The following is a 15,300-nucleotide window of genomic DNA, read 5'->3' as shown; positions in this document are numbered from 1 at the left end:
GAGCAAGCTCGCTCCTACAGGGAATGCGCCTTTTCCTTGTTGACTGACTACTAGCGGTAGCGCCGCAAATACCAGCTTTCGAAGCGCTGCTTGACACCATGCATCAGCCCCAGCGGCGGCAACGCCAAGCTGCTCGACTCGGTGCGCCGTACCAGCATGCCCGCATCGAGACTGTCGACAATGCACATCAGTTCGGCCTTGAAGGTCTTCGTCGGGGCGTTGCCAGCCAACTCGGCCACCAGATTCTCCGCCGCCGCTGCCGCCTGGAGATCGGCCATGTGCGCCTGCTTGGGCATCCAGTCGGGACCGGGGAAACTGCCCGCGTCGCCCGCCACATAGACCTTCTCCCGTCCGTCGACGCGGCAATGCGCGTCGGCTTTGATCAGGCCGCCGGGTGAACGCGGCAAGTCAGTATTGTCGAACCAGGCGTTGCCGGTCATCCCCGGCATGAAGACGATGATGTCGGCGGCAAACTCGCCGCCTTCGGTCTTGACCTTGCCGGGTTCGAAACCGAGCAGCTTGTGGCCCAGATGAACGGCGATGTCGCGGCGCTGCATCTCGGCCATCAGCCGCTTCAGCGCCTGCTCACCGAGTCGATGACCGGGATTGGGCATCGGATTGAAGAAGGCCAGCTTGATCGCATCGCGACGACCTTCGCGCTTCAACTGGGTGTCGAGGCCGAACAGGAACTCGAAGATCGGGCCGCCACGCATGGCTGCCGGCTCGTTGGGGTTGCCGGCAAAACCGAGAGCGACCGTCCCGGATTGCAGAGCAGCAAGCCGTTCACGCAACCGCTCCACGGGCGCGATGCCCTCGCAGGGCAGAATGGCGTGTTCGATACCCGGCAGCTTCTTGATGAAACGCCCACCGCAGGCGATGACGAGGCCATCATTGGCGATCGGCCCCACCGACGTCAGCACGGTGCGTCCGCCGTCTTCCATGCCGGTGGCCTCGCCTGCGCGAAAATGAATGTTGTGCTGGCGCAGGAACTTGTCGAGCGGCACCACCAGATCGGCGGGCTTGCGCTTGCCCGACGGCAGCCAGATCAAGCTCGGCAGATAGATCAGTTCGGCGCGCGGCGCGATCAGGGTGATGTCCGCCCCGGCATCGAGCTTGCGCAGGCGCCGGGCGGCAGTCAGTGCGGCAAAGCCGCTGCCGATAATGCTGATCTTTTTGGACATGGTTTCTCCATTCCTGGTTAATGATGCAGGGCCACTGCCCTGCTTTATTGATTCATCTCACTGCTCGACGCTGCCCGTCACGGCGATGAAGCCGCCCCACGGCAAGCCGCCCGGCGCCACACACTCCAGTGCTCGTGCCAGCGGCCCTCCGCCAGGATTGAAAATCGCCGTCGCCAGGCGCAGGTCGCGCACCGGCAGGTCGCGCAGCAGCGCGGCAACCGAGTCGCCATTGTGCCAGCGTGCGCCGGCATAGCCGCCAGCATCGCGACTTTTCGCGCGATAGAGCAGGCTGTCGCGGTTGAGCAGCCCGAGGCCGAAGCGCCGGCGCGCGACGCGCAGGATTTCCTTCAGGGCCTGCGTCTCGTCCGCGACGAAGCACAGCGACGTCACCGCAATCACGCAGTCGAAACTGCGGTCGGCGAAGGGCAGCGCCGTCATGTTTGCGACGACGCATGAAAGCGGCGGCGCCCGGCTTGCCCGCGCGTAGGCCGCGGCGGCTGGATCGAGGTCGACGCCGACCACCCGATGGCCGTCCTGCACCAAGCGCCGGCTGAAATAGCCCGTGCCGCAACCGGCATCGAGGATCGTCTCATCGGGACGAAGTGCCAACTGCCGATACAGCAGGCGGTATTCGGTCTCGCCGATCCAGCGCCCGCGAGGTGTCCGGTACCAGGCATCGTAAGCGGCAGGATCGGCCATCATGGTTCTGTTGGCACCGTCTTACGTTCGCCACCCTGTACGCCAGACGACAAGGATCTTGCGTCAGCGCTTGGCGGCCTTGGTCGCCGCATCGAAGCCGCCCTTGGTCTTCCACTCCGCGAAACCGCCCTGCAAAATGCGCACGTTGTCATACCCGGCGACGCGCAGGGCAAAACCAGCCTGGGCAGAAAGTGAGCCGGTGTTGCAGTAGATCAGCACCGACTTGTCCTTCGGGATGGTCGCGCGCTTTTCCAGCGCCTGACGCCATTCCAGATTCACCGCGCCGGGGATGTGCTCCTTGTCGAACTGTTCCTTGTCGCGGGCGTCGATCACGTAAAAGCGTGACCAATCCTCCTTGGGAATCTGCTCGGGAAAAATGGTGGCGCCGCCATAGTCGACAAACGCAAGGTAATCCTCCATGAGCTTGACGGCGTCGCTGCTGGCGTCTGCGCGGGCGTGCATGGGCGCAAGCGCAAGAATCGCGACGGCAGCGGCATGGATGATGGAACGGGCAATATTCATAGGGTTTTCCGTTTTGGGCTGAGTAAAGGAATGGTAAAGCCGGAATGGTAGAGCCGGCGCGCCGCCGCTCAGGCGTGCAATCATTTCCCCGTCGCGATACACGCGCTGTTTTCCCGTCGCGTAGGGTGCCAAGTCAAGGCGCGACGGCGCGCCATGCCTGGACGAGGCAAGCTGCGGCGGCATCGACGTCCTTGCCTGTGGTGGGAAACCCCACCGACAGCCGCACCGCTCCACGGGCGCGCGACGCCGAGCACCCCATGGCGGCGAGCACACCGCTGACTGCATCGGCATCGGAGTGGCAGGCCGATCCCACGGAAGCCGCAACCTCGGGTGTCGCTGCCAGCAGATCGCGGCCCGACAACCCAGGAAAGGAAACGTGCAGCGTGTTCGGCAGACGCTGATCCGGATGGCCATTGAGCAACAGGCCAGGTACGCCCTCGGCCAGCCGGCGGTGCAGATTGTCGCGCAGCGAAGCCAGATGTTGCGTGGCATGCGGCAGGCGGACTCGCGCCAGCCGCGCCGTCTCGCCAGCGCCAACTATCTGGGCCACGTTCTCGGTGCCAGGCCGCAGGCCATGCTCCTGATCGGCGCCGAACAGGATCGGCTTGATCGCAATGCCGCGCCTGACGTACAGCGCGCCAATACCCTTGGGACCATAAAACTTGTGCCCGGCCAGCGTCAGCAGGTCGACGCCAAGCGCAGCCACGTCGAGCGTGACCTTGCCCGCCGACTGTGCCGCATCGGTATGCACCAGGCTGCCATTGGCGCGCGCCAGCGCGGCGATCCCGGCCACGGGCTGCAGCGTGCCGACCTCGTTGTTGGCGTGCATCACCGACACCAGCGCCGTGTCGGGCCGCAGGGCGGCGCGCAGTTCATCGAGCGATATGCGGCCGAATTTATCCACCGCGAGCACGGTCAGATCCCATCCCTGCTCGCGCAAATGCAGGGCCGGCTGCATCACGGCAGGATGCTCGACGGCGCTGACGATCAAGTGGCGTTTGTGCGGCGCCATCGCGCGCGCAACGCCGAGCAGGGCCAGGTTATTGGCCTCGGTGGCGCTGCCGGTGAACACGATTTCGTCGGCTTGCGCGCCGATCAGCGCAGCCACCGCTTCCCGCGCCCGCGCCACCGCCTGGCGCGCCCGCTGGCCGTATATGTGTGACGACGACGGATTGCCGAACTGCTCCTCGATCCAGGGCCGCATGGCGGCGGACACCTCCGGCGCAACGGGCGTCGTCGCGTTGTAGTCGAGATAGATGGGGGAACTCATCGACGCGCCCCCAGATCCTGCATTTTCTGCTCGTATTCCTGTCGGTCCATCTCGCCGCGCGCATAGCGTTCCTGAACAATTTCCACTGCTGTCTGTTCGCGCGCCCGCGGCGGCGACGATTCCGCTGCCAGCCAGCGGATCAAGGTCACGAAGCCAACAATCAAAACACCAAGAAACAGGAGCATGAACACTGGACCAAGGCCCATACCCCACCAGCCGAATTCGTTAAACATGTCGTCCTCGCTTTCCGTGCCGGAGCTTCTATCGGTGACAACTCGGTCCCGCCAATACGGCGCTGACTTTGTCGAATGTCATGGTCCGTGTCATCCCAGCGCCTGGTCCAAATCGGCGATCAGATCTTCGGCGTCTTCCAATCCAATCGACAGACGCAACATGGCATCCGAGATTCCGCGTCGGGCGCGCTCCTCGGCGGGCAATCCGTGATGGGTGGTGGTACAAGGCTGCGTCACCAGGCTTTCGGCGCCGCCCAGGCTGGGCGCCAGGGCGAACAGCTTGAGCCGGTCGGCGACACGTGTCGCGGCTTCGCCGCCACCCTTGATTTCGATGGTGAGCATGCCGCCGTAGCCTTGCATCTGCGCCTTGGCGAGTTCGTGCCCGGGAAAGTCGGGCAGACCGGGAAAGTAGACGCGGGCAACTTGCGCATGGCGCGCCATGGCCTCGGCCACGACCTGGGCGGTGCGGTTCTGGCGCTCGACGCGCACCACCAGCGTGCGCAGGCTGCGCGCGAGCAGGGCCGCGGTTTCGGGTGCAATCATCGAGCCGAGGTTCTTGCGCCAGCCCCAGACCGGCATCAGAAGTTCCTTGCGGCCGGCCAGCACGCCCGCGGTGATGTCCGAATGGCCGCCGAGATACTTGGTTGCGCTATGCACGACAAAGTCAGCGCCGAGCGCCAGTGGCGACTGATTGACCGGCGAGGCAAAGGTGTTGTCGACCGCCAGGAAGGCGGCATGGCGATGGCACATGTCGGCGATGCGCCGGATGTCCAGCACTTCCAGCGTAGGGTTGGTCGGCGTTTCGAGGAAGACCAGGCCGCAACCGTCGGCGAGGCGGCTTTCGGCAAGATCGAGTTCGCTGCCCAGCAGCAGGTGGGTTCGCGTGCCGAGCATGCGGATCTGGTCGCCCAGCAGCTCCAGCGTGCCGCCATAGGCATCGCCCAGGCAGACGATGCCTGCGCGGCCATGGGCGAAGAACAGTGCGGCTTCCGCTGCCATGCCCGAACAGAAGGCCCAGGCCAGCTCCGCCCCTTCCAGGCTGGCGAGCTTGGCCTCCAGGGCCTGGATGGTCGGGTTGAGGCCATAGCGCGTATACAGGCTGCCCGGCTTCCTGCCGTCGACCACGTCGAGCAGATCGGCGGTGGAGGGGAACTTGAAGGTCGTGGTGTTGTAGATCGGGGTGTGCGGTGAACCGTGCGCATCCTCGATTTCACCGGCATGGACGCAGCGGGTGGATAGGCCTTCGTTCATCTTGTTCTCCCTCGGTTGAGTAGCTCCTTGATTTGTTCCACGATGGCCGGATCGTCGAATTCGCGACCGCCCACGGCGCGTAAGGCCAGTCGTCCCTGACGGTCGACCACATATGTGCTGGGCAGCCCATTTACCCGCCAGCGCGCCATGGCCGGCGAGTCACGGTCGAACAGGATCGGGAAATCGGTCGCGCCGGCAAAGGAAAAAGCGGTCTCCGGGTCTTCGCCGACATTCACCGCCAGCACCTCGAAATCTGCAGGCTTGAAGAGTTTGCGCACCCGGCCGAGCGATGGAAACTCCTTGCGGCAGGGCGGACACCAGGTCGCCCAGAAATTCACCAGCACCACCTTGCCGCGATAGCGGGCGAGGTCGACGAGTTTGTCATCCATGTCCGGCAAGACAAGAGTTGGCGCTGGCGGCACGCCGGGAACCGGCGACAATGCAGCGCGCTGCTGGGCTCTGGCCGAAAGCGGCAGGGCCAGCAGGGCCAGCGCGGCGAGAAAGCGGCGGCGCTCAGTCATGGGCGCAGGAAAGCCGGTGGAGAACGATTTCATGCGACCCCTTGTCGTCACGGTAGCGGGCCACGATACGGAAGCTGCCTGGCAGCGGCGATTCGAGCGTCGCCATACCCATGATCCAGTCGCCGGCTTCGAAGCTGTTCTCCGCCTGGAACTGCGCCCAGCGAAAGGCGACGCGGGCAGGCGGCAAGACGTTCGCCCGCGCCCAATCCGCATCCCATGCGACAGGCAGGCGAAGGCCCACGCTCCGCCCATCGGTGCCGATCGCCCGCCAGTCGGCAAGCTTGGTGTGCACCGAGCCGGCGCCCGCGTTGCGCATGCCAAGGGAAAAGCCGCAGGCTTGCGCATAGGGCCGGATTGCCGACTCGGTAAAACCGCGCGCAAGATAGAAGGCGGTGCGTTGCGCGGCGGTGAGCGGGTTGGCGGTCAGGGTCACGCCGCCCTGCGTGGCGTGTTGACGCCATTCGAGGTCGTCGGCGGCAAGGCACGCGCCCGCATGCATGGCCATGAAGGCGAAGATCAGCGACAAGCTGAGCGACATCGGCATAGAACCTTCCTGAATGGGTGGCGACGGGAAGTCTAGCAGCGCTCACGTAGAGGTCGCTCCAATTCAGAACTCGTAGCGCATTTGCAGATAGACATTGTCGTCGCGCGCGAGTTGTCCGAACTGACCCCAGGGCTTGCCGCCGAACAGGTTGGCGCCGACCGCACCCCAGACCCGGTCGGTGAAGCTGTAGCGCAGTTCGGGATTGACGAAGTGATCGCCGTTGCTCTCGTTGTAGGACGCATAGACGGACAGGCGCAGCGTCTGGTGCAGGAAGAACTGGGTCAGGCGTGTCGTGACGGTATGGCTCCAGCGGCGGTCGACGGGGAAACCGGCGGGCAAGGCGGCACGATAGGCGGCGTAGTCGTGCATGTACTCGGCGTAATACTGGAAGCTCAGCGAGAGGTCATCCGCCGCCTGGATCTGGTAGCCCGCCAGCAGCCTGGTCTGCGAGTTGGGCACGGTGAAGTCGCTGCCCGACCGATCCTGGCGCGAGTCGTAGTACGCCGCCTCCAGGCTGAGCACACCTTCGCCGGCACGGCCGGAAGCGCTGACGCCATAGACAGAGAGCTGCGGGTAGAAATAGTCGATCCGCGTCGGCGCGCTCATGCTGTCAGGCCGCATCGAGGGCGTACGCTGGAAGCCGCGATAGAGGTAGAGCGCAGTATCCCAGCCGGCAATATCCCGATAGACACGCAGTCCGACGTCGCCTTGTCCCGGCCGGGCAGTGCCGCGCGTCGTCACCGCGGGCATCGGGTCGTAGAGATGGAAACGCCGGGCGTCCGGAATCCGGCTTTCGCGAAACGTCGGCGACAGCACCAGTTCGAAGTTGGCGAACTCTGGATAAGCGCCGAGCTTGACCGCATCCACGCCACGCTTCAGGTAATCAAGCGGACGGCCGGCGAACAGCGCTTCATGATCCTTGGGGAAGACGTCATTGACGAAGACCAGATCACCCAGACCCCAGGTGACGATCTGCCGCCCAATACGCATGTCCCACTGGCTCGCGCTGTAGTCGACATAGGCTTCACGCAGTTCGGATTGGTCCTGGCGCCCGAGGTGATCCCAAGCGAGGTCACCTTTGGCTAGGAGCCGCCAGCCGCCACTGCTGGCATCGAGCTTGAGCTGGGCGCGTTCCTCCATCCATTTGTGGTGGCGGCCGTCAGGATTGGCGGCAACGGTGTTGAAGGCCGTGTTCTGCTGCAGAAAACCGGAAAACGTGACGTCCGCCCGCGCCAGCAGCGGAGCCAGCAGAAGCGCGACCGAGAGAGCTATCCGGGCGCCCATCACTCGAGCCACTTGCGCGGCGGCTGGCGCAGAAAGCGCTCCGAGAACAGGCTGTCTTCGATACCCACCTCATAGTCGGTGTTGGCATAACTAGCCTCGGTGCGATGGCCGGTCTGCTGGTTTTTCATGGTGCGCCGGATCACTGTGGCGTGCGCTTTCACCGTCACCACCTCGTCGGCCGTGAAGAGCTTGTAGGCAGCGCCCTTGCGGTCATACTGATCTTCCTTGAGCGGCAGGAAATTCGCCTTGTCCACCCAGGTGATCTTGTGGCCGAAATCGGCATCGCCGGTCTTCGGCGTGCTCTTGACCACGTAGCAGTCGCGCCCGCCCAACTTCTCCTCGCGTTCGATAACGTGCGTATCGTCCTCGATGTCGCGGCCCGAAACGTCCTCGTAGGTGAAATCCGAACCGACGAAACTGGAACGCTTGTCCTGCGCCGCGATGCGCTTGACCATGCTGACCGCCGGTATGAACATCCAGCGGTCGTCGTCCTTGGCCGGGTACTTGTAGGTCATGAAGCTCATGTCCTTTACGTCGGCCGGTTTGAAGAAGACCATGAAGTATTTCTGCTCGCCGCCCGCGGCGCCGAAGTTCTTGCGCAGCATGACCAATTCGCGCACCCGCTCGCCGCCGTCCTTGGCGATGAGCTTCATGGTGACGCGGGCCTTGAAGTCCTTGCCGGGATACAGGAAGGCCGCTTGCGACTTCTTCATCACTTCCTCGCCGGTGATCGCCAGCACCGGTAGCGGCAGGAGCGCCGTAACTGCCAACAGCCACAATTTCTTCATGTCGTTTCTCCGTTATCAAGTAACCAGCGCCGGCCCAGCATGATCAGCGCCGGCAACAACAGCAGCGTGAGCAGGGCCGAGATCAGCATCATCGAGACAATGAAAGCGCCCACTGCGACGTAGGGCGTCAGCGGCGCTGCCATCATCACCGAGAAGGCGGCAGCGAACAGCAGCGCATTGCGCACGATGCCCTTGCCCGGACGTGCCGCCGTCCAGGCGAGACTCTCTTGCGGCGTCTCCATGTTGGCGGCGAGTCGGCTATTCGCCGTCTCGCCATCCGCTACGGCGAGGAGAGCGTTTTTTGCTCGACCGCCTTGTAGCGCAGTTGCTTCATCAGCACCAACTTCTGCGCGTCGCTGGCGGAAGCGGCTGACGAAGTGAATCGCGAAATCCACCGCCATGCCCAGGGACAGCGTGCTCATCACCGACAGCGGCATATCGAAATCCTTGCCGACGAAGCCGACCACGCCATAAATCATCAGGATCGTCAGCAGCAGCGGAACATAGGCGATCAGCGCCCACTTCAGCGAGCGGAAGTCCAGGGCCAGGATGAGCAGCACGACAACCAGGGCCAGGCTGAAGCCCAGCACCAGGTCGCCCAGCACTTCGTCGTTCCACACCAGGTTGAACCAGGCAATGCCCGCGGGTTCGGCTTTCACCGGCAGCGGGTTGGCTTTCTGGTAGAGATCTTTCGCGGCGATCACCTGGCGCATCGCATCGGCATCCCAGGTCTTCATCTGCACCCATAGATTGGCTTGGCGGAAGGCCGGATCGACGACGTTGTTGAGGTCGGCGGGCTTGGCCGACATGCTGAACAGGAACAGGTACTGACCGACGGTATCCTTGGTATCGGGGATGACGTCGAACTTCGGATCGTTGTCGTGCAGCACCAGGTTGATGCGTTTCACATAGTCGGCAACCGAGAAGGTCTTGCCCACCACCGGCAGCTTTTCCAGATGATGCTGCAAGCCTTCCAGCCAGCGCATCGCCTCGGGACGCTTGATGAATTCCTCCTCGGTCCCGCTCACCACCAGATAACCCAGTGCCGTGCCGCCCAGCGCCTGGTTCATCGCGCTGTCGGCGATACGGATTTCGCTGCCGGGCTTGAACCAGGCCACCAGGTTGTTGTTGATGTGAATCGTCGAGGTGCCCCAGACGGAAACCGCGGCCAACGCAAGCATGACGGCCAGGGTTGCCGCCGGCTTGTTGGCGCCGAGGCTGGCGATCCGCCCCAGCGTACGCGCCAAGGGGTCGGCTTTGACGTCTTCGCCGCCCGCAGCCTTGCGCAGCTTGTCCTCCTTGACGAAGGTAAGCACGGCCGGAATAAAACTGAAGGACAGCAGGCGCAGCACCACGGTGCCGAAGGCGATCAACCCGCCAAACACCTGCACCGGCACGATGTTCATGAACAGCAGCACTGCGAAGCCGGCTGCCGTGGCCAGTGCAGTGAAGCGCACCGGCCGGCTGACGGTCGCCATGGTCTGGCGGATGGCCGCCAGCTTGTCGCCGCCTTCGCGGTAGCGGAAGTAGAACTCGTTGAAGATGTGGATGCTGTCGGTGGCGATGGCCATCAGGAATACCGGCGCCATCGAGCTCATGATATGCACCGGGAAACCGGCGCCGATCAGCAGACCGATGCTCCAGATGATGGCCACCATCGAGACCGCCATCATCGCCGCCGAGAGCGCCAGGTTGCGGAACATGAGCTGGATCGCGGCGAACATGATCATGCCGGCGATCGGTGAAAACAGCGCCATCAGCTTGAACATCTCGGCGCCGAAGGTGTCGCGTGCCACCGGGTCGCCGGCGACGTAGTAGCGCTCCGGGCCCTTTTCTTTGGCGACGATCTCGCGAATCCTGTCGGCAATCTCGGCGCCGTTGGCGCCCTTCTCCAGCGGCACGTAGATGGCCGTGGTCTTGCCGTCCTTCGAGATCACGCGGTCGATGAACAGCGGATTGCCGAACAGCGCCTTCCGTAGCGCCTCGACTTCAGCCTCTGTCTTCGGCGCAGCCGGCATCAGCGGTCCGACATTCAGCGTACCGTCCGCTGCGGTGACGTTGGTGATGGTCGTGAAGCCATTGACGTCCCGACTTGCCACGCCATCCAGCGCAAGAACGGCATCGCTGATGCGGGAAATGCGGCCAAGCGTTTCCAGGTTGAGCACCCCGGCGGCATTCTCGATGCCGACGACGATAGTGTCCTCGTAGAGCGCAAAGGTCTTGTCCACCTTGTCGTTCCAGACCCGCACGTCGGAATTCTCCGGCAGCATGTGCTTCGGATTGGTGTCGGTGCGGATTTTCGGGAACTGGGTGAGGAACAGAAGGGTCAGCAACAGCGTGCCGAAGAGTACCCATTTCGGCCTTGCGATGGAAAATTCAACCAGGGAAAACTTCATGATGTTCGCCTCGTTATGCTAAAAGCGGGACCAGAGCCAGTATTTCTCGTAGAGAACTTTGCCCATATGCCATAGGGGATTCGGGTAGCGCATGCGCACATCCGGTGTTGGTTCGGCATAGAAGTTGCCGCTGCCAACCCCCGCCATGCCGCTGCCGATTTCGAGGAAGCACATGCCGTGGCCATCGAAGCGCGCGGCCTCGCCGTGTCCGGTCCAGGCGCGGGCGATGTTCTTTGCCACCACTTGCGCCTGGCCGTTCGCGAAAACACCCGCCTTGGGCAGGGGCCGGCCCATTTTCAGCGGGATCGACGTGACGTCACCGAGTGCATAGACATTGGGGAATTGCGTTTCCATGGTTTCCCGGTCGACGCTGATCCAGCCCGAGTCGGCGCACAGCCCGGCCTGCTTGACCACGGTCGGGACACGGTGCGGCGGGACGTATAGCAACAGGTCGAAGTTGGTCGCCGCGCCGTCAGCGAAATGCAGGGTGCCGCTCTCGACCTTGGCCACCTGCCGGGCTGGAGAATAGGCGATGCCCTTCTTCTCCAGCATCATCTTGATTTGAGCGCCCACCACGGGACCGGTGACCGGCATCGGCGCAGGCTCGGCGGCATAAATGGCTACTTCCGTGCTCTGCGGAAATTTGCGCTTCTTGCAGTAAGCGTCGACCAGCATCGCCGCCTCGTAGGGCGCGGCCGGGCATTTGTAGGCAGGGGTCGCGGTCAGTACCACGATGCGGCCGCCCTTGAAGCGATCCAGTGCAGCCCGGATTTCCTCGGCGCCGGCCAATGTATAAAGATTGTGGCCGGACTCGGCAAGCCCCGGTATCGCCTCCGGCGCGTAGTCGGCACCGAGGGCCACGACCATCGCGTCGCCAATCAGGGTCTTGCCATCGACCTCGACCGACAACGCGGCGGGGTCGATGCGACGGATGTCGCCGGTAACCAGTTCGATGCCTTTGGATTTGAGCGCCGACAGCGGGCGCGTGAATGCAGCGGCGTCATTCTCACCGGTCATGTGCCACAGCAACGAAGGGGCGAAGACATGATCGCGCTCGCGCTCGACGACGACCACCCGATCCTGCGGCGGCAAGAGCTTCCTCAGGGTCTCGGCGGCAACGATGCCGCCGATGCCGGCGCCGAGAATGAGCGCAGTCCTTGCCATTAGAACACCAGCACCTTGTCAGCCCACACAGTCCATTCGGTCAGGATGTCCATGGTGCCGCGCTTCGCACCCTCGATCAGGCGTTCCTCAGCCATGCCGCGTGCATCCATGCAGGTGCCGCACACCGAAATCTCGCCTTTGCGGCGAATTACTCCGCCGAGCATGTCACCGAGGTTGTAGTAGCCCTGCGGCACCTTCTGCCCGGCGGCAGCGCAGGAAGCAGCGTCGCCCATCAGAAACACGCGGACTTCTTCATTGGCATTGAGCAAGGTACGCGCAAGACGTGCCGCGTTATAGCTGCGCTCGGTGCCATAAGGCGGGTCGTTAAGGATGAATAGATTCTTGGCCATTTCATTTACCTCCGGTCTTGATAGTGGATTTCAAAGCTTCAAACTCCTTGCGCACCTTGTCCTGATAGATCAGCCCGGTTTTGGGCTGCTTCAGGGCGTCCTCCATGTGCAGGACGTCGGCGACGATCTGGATACTCGACTGCCCGTTAGGGTCCTTGGCGTCGGCGGCGACCAGTTCCAGTCCGTAGAACACGCTGGACGCCGGCAGATTGGGCACAAGGCTGGCGGGCAGAATCTGAATCGGCACGCGATAGGTGTTGGCAATGTTGGCAATCTCGGCGGCCATCTGGACGTTAGCGTTGCAGCGGACGCCGGAAGGATCCTGGTTGACGATGGTCAGCACCTTGCGTCCGGCGCTGTCGATGGCACCGGAAACCGGCAGGGATCGATTTGCAAATGCTGTCGGTGCGGCGCCAAGCACAAGCAATAGCAGAAATGCCTTGATGCATTTCATGAGCTGCCTCCCTCTTTTGGATAACAATCTAATGATCGTTGGAGTAATCTAGTCCATGCCAGAGGAGATTGTCAAGACATTCTTCAAATTAATTGACACTTGATCGGTAAAATATTAGATTGATTGTCATGAACGATTCGAGACGCATCAAAGACTTGCTCTACGAACAGGTGGCCCGCATCGGCAAGGCGGCATGCAGCCCGAAGAGACTGGAGTTGATCGAATTGCTGTGCCAAGGCGAAAAGACTGTGGACGCGCTGGCGCGGGAAGCGGCCATGAGCATGAAGCTCACCAGCGCACACTTGAGAGAGTTGCGCGCCGCGCGGCTTGTCGAAACCGAGAAGCACGGCAAGTACGTGATCTACAGGATCGCAAACCGTGCAGTGGCCGATTTCTGGGTGGCGATCCGGTCACTCGCCGAGGACCGATTGGTGGAGTTGCGCCTGGTCATCGAACAGATGGTCAGCCACCCGAAGGAACTGGCACCTCAGGATCGCGACAGTTTGGTCAAGATGGCGCGAAAAGGCGACGTGGTGGTACTCGACGTTCGACCCTCTGATGAGTTTCTCGCCGCGCACCTGCCGTTTGCACGCTCGATACCGCTCGACGAATTGAAGCTACGGCTTTCGGAACTGCCAAAGGGAAAAACGGTAGTCGCGTATTGTCGCGGCCCGTATTGCCTGATGGCGCGCGACGCCGTGGAACTGCTGCGCAAGAAGGGCTACGACGCGCTGCGACTGCCGGAAGGTGTGGCTGAGTGGGGTATTGCGCCGGTAAGGTGAGGCAAGGTCGGTGCCGGCCAGACGGCAATTCTGGCCGACTGCGTGCTAGGCGGAAATCAGCCGGCGCGCTTCGACAAGAAAGTCCTGGGCCTTCGACTCGTCTATGGTCAGCTTGGCCAGTTTGGCAGCACCCTCGGCGGCGGACAATAAATCCGTGCCTGCAGCGGCGGCCTTTTCCAGCTTGAGCACAACGGGGCCGGCATGCTTTTCGAATACCCTCTCGGCGAGTGCTATCAGGCTCTGCGCCGGAGACGATCCAGGCGGTGACGCCACACCGCTTGCAGGAATGGCTGGTGCAAGTGCAGGATTCGCCGCGCCGGCGACCGACGCGATCAGTCCATATTCGATGAGGGGGACAAACACATCCCCCATCTGCTCCGGCGCACAGCCGACCATCTTCACGAACGAACCGAGAGTGTTCTTGCCGTCGATGACGATCAGGAGGTTGCGTTGCCCACGCGTCAGATCGAGCGCGCGCGCCTTGATCTCCCCTACGCCCGCCTCGGTGCGAGCGTAGACTTCTTGCAGATCAGCCATACCCCGCCTCCATCAGGCGGATAGTTCCCTAATGATGCCGTAAATGAGGCGGATGGTAACCAGAACGTAGATCGCCCCAAAAAACAGGATCAGGGAAACAATGATGCGCAGGGTCTCGACCGGCATCGTGGCAAGAAATGGCAATATCATATATCCGGCGGCAAACAGCACCACCAGCAGGATCATCACGTTCCAGCTCTTGCCCACCACACCGCCGCTGATCTGGGATTTCAGGCGGAGCACCTGGAACAGGTTGATCAGCATGATGAGAACCGCGCCCAATCCTATGATGGTAATCATGTCGAGTTGCATAGTCTTCTCCTTTCTGATCCGCGCGCCAGTCAGCGAGCGTCTTTCTTTCCGCCAGAGGTCGCTACCAGAGCCTTACGAATCGCTTCGGGCGAATCCATGATCTTCATGAAGCTGTTTTGGCCAGTCATTTTTAAATCGGGAAAGCTCAGCGCAATTCGGAAACGTGCGTACAGGGCAATCACCTTATTGCCCGTCACCAGGATTTCGTATGGCAGGTGCATCGAAGACTTGATATCTCCGAAATCAATCACCCCCATGATGTACTTGTCATCCATGTACTTGTCGTCACCCGTCCCTTTCATCGCAACACCAAACACGGACTCCTTCTTGCCTGGAACGTCGAGGCGGTAGACCTTGGTCACCCCTCCCTTGCTGACAGCCAAATTGGCCTCGACCGCCTTCAATGCTTCCTCGTGACTGCCGTACTCGGCGAGTTCGCTGGGCTCGTCGAAATACTCCATGCCAAACATGTAATGATACTTACGCAGTTGGCTGGCAGTCAGTCCTTTTGCACCGAACTCGTCCACCTTGCCCAGCGCCGCCTGTAGTTTGGCCGCCGTATCCTTCAGTTCGCCATTCATGCGATAGCCATTGGCCCAGTAGGGTGGATTGGTGTATGAAACCTGCACGGCATCATTGACCTTGGTCACTGCGATGCGCTGGGCCACGCCGAATCCGCCATGCTCCGACATTGCCGCCGTGTTCTTCATTTCGTCGTTGGTTACCACGATGATCGTCGCCTCGGGGTAGGGCGAATAGCTGCCTGCCACCGTAAAGCCCGCCTTGGTCAACGCGGCCTTGGCCGCCTCGACTTTCTGTGCCGCGTCGCCTGCGCCTTTCGAGGCCAGTACGAAAGGCTTCAGTACGGCCTCCTGGGCAAAGGCGACAGTGGCGCTGAATGCCAGGACCAGCAAACTCATACTCTTCCAGATTTTGGACATATATATCTCCCTTGGGATTCTGTGTTTTTGGAATTTTGGAAACAGCAAGGGCTGAAAGCGTTGCCGCTTTC

18 protein-coding genes are annotated in these 15,300 nt (G+C 62.2%); 1 reads left to right on the top strand and 17 read right to left on the bottom strand.

Annotated elements, in window-relative coordinates; all coding sequences use genetic code 11:
* Positions 1-50 precede the first annotated feature (50 nt).
* From RMO95_RS12795 to RMO95_RS12730, 14 genes are all read right to left on the bottom strand, one after another.
* Complete coding sequence (locus RMO95_RS12795) at positions 51-1,181, bottom strand: NAD(P)/FAD-dependent oxidoreductase (RefSeq protein WP_310451020.1); 1,131 nt, start codon at positions 1,179-1,181, stop codon at positions 51-53.
* Positions 1,182-1,238: 57 nt separating this feature from the next.
* The gene (locus tag RMO95_RS12790) at positions 1,239-1,883 is read right to left on the bottom strand and encodes a class I SAM-dependent methyltransferase (protein WP_310451019.1); all 645 of its coding nucleotides are present in this window, start codon (positions 1,881-1,883) and stop codon (positions 1,239-1,241) included.
* Between the two features lie 60 nt (positions 1,884-1,943).
* Positions 1,944-2,486: a rhodanese-like domain-containing protein gene (locus RMO95_RS12785; RefSeq protein WP_310451018.1), complete on the bottom strand. Its 543-nt coding sequence runs from the start codon at positions 2,484-2,486 to the stop codon at positions 1,944-1,946.
* 49 nt (positions 2,487-2,535) lie between these two features.
* A complete protein-coding gene (locus RMO95_RS12780; RefSeq protein ID WP_310451017.1) occupies positions 2,536-3,672 on the bottom strand; it encodes a cysteine desulfurase family protein in 1,137 nt (378 codons plus the stop codon).
* Positions 3,669-3,905 carry an SHOCT domain-containing protein gene (locus tag RMO95_RS12775; protein WP_310451016.1) on the bottom strand — a complete coding sequence of 79 codons (237 nt, stop codon included), beginning with the start codon at positions 3,903-3,905 and terminating at the stop codon, positions 3,669-3,671. The genes RMO95_RS12780 and RMO95_RS12775 overlap by 4 nt, the downstream gene beginning before the upstream one ends.
* A gap of 90 nt (positions 3,906-3,995) precedes the next feature.
* Positions 3,996-5,156, bottom strand: a complete 1,161-nt coding sequence (locus RMO95_RS12770; RefSeq protein ID WP_310451015.1) for an aminotransferase class I/II-fold pyridoxal phosphate-dependent enzyme — start codon at positions 5,154-5,156, stop codon at positions 3,996-3,998.
* On the bottom strand, positions 5,153-5,677 hold the full coding sequence (locus tag RMO95_RS12765; protein ID WP_310451014.1) for a TlpA disulfide reductase family protein: 525 nt from the start codon (positions 5,675-5,677) through the stop codon (positions 5,153-5,155). Before RMO95_RS12765 ends, RMO95_RS12770 begins: the two co-directional genes overlap by 4 nt.
* On the bottom strand, positions 5,670-6,221 hold the full coding sequence (locus RMO95_RS12760; RefSeq protein WP_310451013.1) for a hypothetical protein: 552 nt from the start codon (positions 6,219-6,221) through the stop codon (positions 5,670-5,672). The genes RMO95_RS12765 and RMO95_RS12760 overlap by 8 nt, the downstream gene beginning before the upstream one ends.
* 63 nt (positions 6,222-6,284) lie before the next feature.
* Complete coding sequence (locus RMO95_RS12755) at positions 6,285-7,505, bottom strand: hypothetical protein (protein ID WP_310451012.1); 1,221 nt, start codon at positions 7,503-7,505, stop codon at positions 6,285-6,287.
* Positions 7,505-8,293: an outer membrane lipoprotein-sorting protein gene (locus RMO95_RS12750; RefSeq protein WP_310451011.1), complete on the bottom strand. Its 789-nt coding sequence runs from the start codon at positions 8,291-8,293 to the stop codon at positions 7,505-7,507. Before RMO95_RS12750 ends, RMO95_RS12755 begins: the two co-directional genes overlap by 1 nt.
* Positions 8,290-10,689 carry an efflux RND transporter permease subunit gene (locus RMO95_RS12745; protein WP_310451010.1) on the bottom strand — a complete coding sequence of 800 codons (2,400 nt, stop codon included), beginning with the start codon at positions 10,687-10,689 and terminating at the stop codon, positions 8,290-8,292. Before RMO95_RS12745 ends, RMO95_RS12750 begins: the two co-directional genes overlap by 4 nt.
* An 18-nt stretch (positions 10,690-10,707) precedes the next feature.
* Positions 10,708-11,853, bottom strand: a complete 1,146-nt coding sequence (locus RMO95_RS12740) for an FAD/NAD(P)-binding oxidoreductase (protein WP_310451009.1) — start codon at positions 11,851-11,853, stop codon at positions 10,708-10,710.
* Entirely contained in the window at positions 11,853-12,203 is a 351-nt protein-coding gene (locus tag RMO95_RS12735) for a DsrE family protein (RefSeq protein ID WP_310451008.1), read from the bottom strand. The genes RMO95_RS12740 and RMO95_RS12735 overlap by 1 nt, the downstream gene beginning before the upstream one ends.
* Position 12,204: 1 nt before the next feature.
* Positions 12,205-12,657 carry a hypothetical protein gene (locus RMO95_RS12730; RefSeq protein ID WP_310451007.1) on the bottom strand — a complete coding sequence of 151 codons (453 nt, stop codon included), beginning with the start codon at positions 12,655-12,657 and terminating at the stop codon, positions 12,205-12,207.
* A gap of 128 nt (positions 12,658-12,785) precedes the next feature.
* Here RMO95_RS12730 and RMO95_RS12725 point away from each other — a divergent pair, with 128 nt between their 5' ends.
* Positions 12,786-13,439 carry a metalloregulator ArsR/SmtB family transcription factor gene (locus RMO95_RS12725; protein ID WP_310451006.1) on the top strand — a complete coding sequence of 218 codons (654 nt, stop codon included), beginning with the start codon at positions 12,786-12,788 and terminating at the stop codon, positions 13,437-13,439.
* A 45-nt stretch (positions 13,440-13,484) separates the two neighbouring features.
* Here RMO95_RS12725 and RMO95_RS12720 read toward each other — a convergent pair whose 3' ends face one another.
* From RMO95_RS12720 to RMO95_RS12710, 3 genes are read right to left on the bottom strand one after another with little or no spacing between them, the layout of a single operon-like run.
* Entirely contained in the window at positions 13,485-13,976 is a 492-nt protein-coding gene (locus tag RMO95_RS12720; protein ID WP_310451005.1) for a hypothetical protein, read from the bottom strand.
* Between the two features lie 12 nt (positions 13,977-13,988).
* Positions 13,989-14,288: a hypothetical protein gene (locus RMO95_RS12715; protein WP_310451004.1), complete on the bottom strand. Its 300-nt coding sequence runs from the start codon at positions 14,286-14,288 to the stop codon at positions 13,989-13,991.
* Positions 14,289-14,317: 29 nt separating this feature from the next.
* Positions 14,318-15,229, bottom strand: a complete 912-nt coding sequence (locus RMO95_RS12710) for a hypothetical protein (protein WP_310451003.1) — start codon at positions 15,227-15,229, stop codon at positions 14,318-14,320.
* Positions 15,230-15,300 lie beyond the last annotated feature (71 nt).

The sequence above is a fragment of the Sulfuritalea sp. genome, assembly GCF_031426875.1.
Classification (GTDB): Bacteria; Pseudomonadota; Gammaproteobacteria; order Burkholderiales; family Rhodocyclaceae; genus Sulfuritalea.
This window is presented reverse-complemented; position numbering and strand designations above follow the sequence as displayed.